Source organism: Bradyrhizobium sp., from assembly GCF_019242285.1.
Classification (GTDB): Bacteria; Pseudomonadota; Alphaproteobacteria; order Rhizobiales; family Xanthobacteraceae; genus Bradyrhizobium.
On sequence record NZ_JAFAVV010000552.1, the window covers coordinates 1 to 4,719 of the forward strand.

Here is a 4,719-nt window from a genome sequence, read left to right on the forward strand (position 1 = left end):
TGCGATTTCGTTTGATCTCGATCGCGTTTGTTGCGTTCTGCTTCGGCCTTTCCGGTGCGAAACTGGTGCGGTGAGCCCACGCCGTCGCTCGTGCGAGCGCCTCGGAAATTTTACGGCTGGTCGGGCTACTGCACTTAAGTCGATACAACCAAGGCTCCTGGGTGCGCCGGCTCAATCGTGCGGAAAATTGGCGAGAAGCTGGCCGCCGCCGGAATCCGAACCATCCTTGCAATCCTTGAAAGATGCGAAATCGCTCAACCGGAAATCGGTGTGGTTCTTGAAGAGTTTCGCGTTGGGGCTGTCTATGGCCCAGCCGAGCACGCCCACATGCAGAGAGGCCAGAAGCCGAAGCAGTTCCAGCGACACCTGCGGCGTCCGGGGGCCCGCGCAGCCGCCATTTGCCGTGGCGTTCCATTCCGTTGCGATCATCGGAACCTGCGCGGCGCTGATGGTAAAATGCTTGCGCCAGAAGTCTTGAGGGTCAACGCGGGCTTTATCGTCCATCGCGTCAAAATAGGGATGCACGGCCATCGCCATGCGATTGGGCATGCGGTCATGCACGAGAGGAAACAGATCGTTGGTCCATTGCCCAAGGCCCAGACCATCCAGCAGCAAGATGTTGCTCGAACCGAGCGAACGCACTGTATCGATCAGCATCTGCATATCCTGCGCCCATAGTTGATGACTGTCTGGCTTGCCCCAGTCGAGTCGGGGCTCGTTGAACAGCTCGAACATGACCCCGCCGTCGTGGATGAATTCGGGGGCGAGCGCCTGCCAGGCGCGAACGGTGCCGCCGTCCGGCATGCCCCCCATGTGCTGCAACCCACTGTTATCGCCCCAGTTCATCGAACAGATGACGACAAAGCCGGCGGCGCGTGCCTGCCTGATGGCGCCGCTCAGTTCGGTCAGATAGGCGCTGTCGTAGATGGGAGAGCTGGAATCGAGTGCCGCCTGACTGATCTGGAAACGCAGGACGTCCCCGTGCAAAATATTCTTGACCGCTTTGAACTCGGCGCTTCCCCACCATTCCCGGCCTTCGTTATTACTGTCATTCATCCATTTGGGTGCCGATGGAATGAATGCCGGACGAACGAACGCGACAATATTGCCGCCCTTCGGCAGCCAAGGCTTGCGGTCTTTGTAGAAGGCTTTGCCCTGAATGGTTATGTTTTGCGCCGTCGCGGCCAGAGGTAAAAGCTCTATGCAAAGAGCAATCACGAGGCAGGCGAGACGGCTTTTCACGACATTCCCCCTTATAGTTCAGTTGTTCGGATAAATGGCCAAGAGTTTACCGCCGCCTGAATCGCTGGGGCTCTTTGAGCAGTCCGTGAAAGCGGAATAGTCGGTCGGCTCATAATTGATATGATCTTTGACCATCTTGCCGAAATTGGAGTCGATGGCCCATCCGATCAGCCCGATACGCAAGGACTCCAGATAACGCATAAGCGACAACGCCACTGAAGGCGTATCGGGCCCAACGCATCCATTGGTCGGTGTTGCGTTCCATTCGGTGGCGATCATCGGATATTTTTTGGCGCTGGAGCCGAAGTGGTCGTTCCATTGCTTTTCAGTAACAAAAATGCCTCTGGCCAGGTAAGGATGCACGGCCAGCGCCAAGCGATTAGGGAGGGTGTCACGAACCAATGGAAACAGGCCGTTCGTGGAGCGCGCGTACCACAATCCGTCTAGTAGCAGGATGTTGGTCGCGCCCTCATGGCGCACTGCATCGATGACGGCCTGCATCGACTGCGCCCATTGCTTTTGGCTTTGAGCATTGCTCGATAGGGCCGGCTCATTAAATAACTCAAGCAAAATTCCACTATCATTCGTGAGCGGCGGCGCGAGGGTTCGCCACGCCCGAACAGTGCTGTCGTTCGGCATGCCGGGCAGGTTGGGAATCCCATTCTCCGATTGCGCGTCTATCGATACGATGACGACAAAGCCATGGGAGCGCGCCAGCTTGAAAGCCACGAGCAGTTCGGACGCGTAGGCCGGGCTATAGATGGGGGATTGCGGATCGAGGCCGGGCTGGCTGACCTGAAAGCGGATAACATCGGCCCTGAAAACGGTCTTGATCGCGTCCAGTTCGACCGGTCCCCACGATGCTCTTCTTTGTTTTGCGTTGGCTTGCCCAGCCGCCGATTCATCGGCGCCGAGCGGCTCGTTGAGGCCTTCGACTTGAATTCCCTTTGGCGTCCACGGCTTGCCGTTCTTGTAAAACGTCTTTCCTTGGATCGTTATGTCTTGGGCTGTGGCGGCGAGAGGAAAAAGCCCGATGCATAAGGCAGCCACACGACAGACAACGCGGCGTTTCACGACACTCTATCCTGTGGCTCAATTGTTCGGATCATTTGCGATCATTTTGCCGCAGCCGAAATCGCTAGAGGTCTTGGAGCCGCGGTAGGGTGTCACGCGTACGCTTATCCTACATAATCCGCCCAGCACCAGCCGCCTTGTGGTCCGAGGTGATAGGCCTGCGGGCATCCTCCAAACGGTCCGGGCCGTACCTGTCGTATCCAGCAGGCCTGCCTGCCGCGGCCGAGCCAATAGCCTTGCGGGCATTCACCCGCCGGTCCCGCGGGGACCGATAGCTGTGCTTCGACGTCGGCTGCATAAGTGGCGCACCCGGCGAGGGGAAGCGCGAGCGCTATTGCGCCGACCGCGGCAAAGATGAACGGAGATGTTTTCATGAATTCCTCTGCGGGATGGAGTGTGAGACTCACCAATTGAGTGGCCCGACCCACCACAACTGAGGCGGCGGTGCGATTTACGTGGGATGTGCGTATCTACTTTGGGGTGAATGGTCGCTGAACGGTATCGACGCCGTCGTTCAATAATATTTGCACGCACTAGCGGGAATAAATTGCTCGGGCGCAACATCGGATCGCGCTCTGCCAATACACGCACGGAGCGAAGCCTTGCTACATATTCGAATGTTAAACAGCCAGCGCCGTCGCTGCGAGGGGATCGGGCGATCCAATATTCCAGAGTCGGCACTGCTCAGGCGTCGGTCGGCGAGCGTCGCGCCGTATTCGAAGCCCTCGTCAAACTCGAACTCGCGGTGCCGGTCCAAGGCTCACCGGACTGCGTCTGACTCGCCTTTCGGACGCCATCCGACTGGATCTGCAATCCAACTGTTGATGTCGGATTCATGCCAGCCGGTCCCGTTGGTGCTGATTTTGAGCTGAGCCGGGAACGTGCTCTCGGCGATCTTCCGATAGATGGTGGACCGGGACAGCCCAGTCCGGGAGAGGACGGTTTTCAATCGGATGATCCGATCTGGTTCGTGCATGGCCACGCTGCCGCTCGCTGGCTGTTTCTGACTGCTGCTGATCCAGACAGGAAAAGCTGTTGAGCGCGCAATAGAGTTTTCGCGTCGCCGTACTATGGCGTCGAGCCAGCGGCAAAAAGGATAGATCAAATTCCGAGGCCGCGACCGCGGCCAAGATCGAGGCCATGGGTGAAGCCCAATTCGTCGCCGAGCCGGCGGCCTGAGTCAAAGGCGATGCCGAGCTCCCGCTTGCGATTGGCGAGGATGGACTCCATTTGCGGGTCGCGTTCGAGGCTTCTCGCCATGTCGCCCATCGCCGAGCGCGTTGCCCTGTAGCCGGACATGTCGCCCGCCTGATACTGGTGCCGGCTGGTCTGGCCGAGCTCCTGCCAGCGCTCCACAAAGCGGTCGGCGCGGCGTTTCGGATGGATGCGCATTTCGGTTTCGAGTTGGAGCGCGCGAACGGCGCGGTTAATCCGGCCGCCAGCCGCCTCGCGGGCGAGCTCTGTGTTCTTCTTGTAGGCGGCTTCGGCGTCGTGCGAACCATAGGGCCGTACCTCCTCGAAGACCTTGCGGGCCTTTTGTAGTTCTTTCACCTGCTCGGGAGTTACCTCGCCGCCCATCTCCTGCGCCTCGAAGATCGCATCTACGGCGCGGGCATGGCGCACGAGCGCCTGGGTGCGCAACCGGCGCATTTCCTTTTCCGGGTCTTCCGCAACCTCCCTTTCCGGCGCTTCCGTGTCGCGCCGCAGGGCTTCCGCACCGCTTCTTTCTCTTTCCGGCGTTTCCTGCTCCGGGCTCCGTCTATGATCCGGGCCGGGCCCATCTGAAGGAGAGCGCAGCCCGTCGAACATGTTGCGTACCTTCTCGGGCACGACCTTGCGCACGATCTCTGCCACGCGCTCGCGGAAGGTGATCCCACGCCGCTCGGCATAGCTCTGTGCCGGATCGGCACGCTCATAGTCCGAGGCCATGTCCTTGGCCCGGTCGCGCGACAGGGTACGGACGAGCCGGTCCTGATTGGCAAAGTCGTCGCGGCCATAGTGCAGCTCCAAGCCGTCGCGGTGCCGCGACAAGGCGACATAGCTGCTGTGGGCATCCAGTCCAGGCGTTGCCAGCACATGGGTGCGGTCCACCGTCATGCCCTGTGACTTGTGGATGGTCGCGGCATAGCCATGGTCGATCTTATTGTAATCCTTCAGGTCGAACTGCACGGATCGGCCATCGTCGGTCTGCACGGTCAGGGATTGGGCGCTGACCTGTTCGATGGTGCCGAGCGTGCCATTCTTCACGCCAAGGCCGCGCTCGTTCTGCAGGAACATGATGCGATCCCCGCCGGCAAAATTTCTGCCGCCGCGTTCGACGGTCAAGCGGACGTCATCCCCAGATCGCCGGCAGCCCGCATTCGCTCGCGCGCCGCCTCGTTCAGCGCCCGGACCTCGTCGTTG

At 59.9% G+C, this 4,719-nt stretch carries 3 protein-coding genes and 1 pseudogene; all 4 read right to left on the reverse strand.

Going from position 1 to position 4,719, the window contains the following annotated elements:
* Positions 1-171 precede the first annotated feature (171 nt).
* The gene (locus tag JOY90_RS22400) at positions 172-1,242 is read right to left on the reverse strand and encodes a cellulase family glycosylhydrolase (RefSeq protein ID WP_291693297.1); all 1,071 of its coding nucleotides are present in this window, start codon (positions 1,240-1,242) and stop codon (positions 172-174) included.
* A gap of 18 nt (positions 1,243-1,260) precedes the next feature.
* Positions 1,261-2,316 (reverse strand): cellulase family glycosylhydrolase, encoded by a 1,056-nt coding sequence (locus tag JOY90_RS22405; RefSeq protein ID WP_291693298.1) that lies wholly within the window; start codon positions 2,314-2,316, stop codon positions 1,261-1,263.
* A gap of 760 nt (positions 2,317-3,076) precedes the next feature.
* Entirely contained in the window at positions 3,077-3,292 is a 216-nt protein-coding gene (locus tag JOY90_RS22410) for an AlpA family transcriptional regulator (protein ID WP_291693299.1), read from the reverse strand.
* A gap of 125 nt (positions 3,293-3,417) precedes the next feature.
* A pseudogene (locus JOY90_RS22415) lies at positions 3,418-4,719 on the reverse strand (Ti-type conjugative transfer relaxase TraA); the annotation flags it as partial.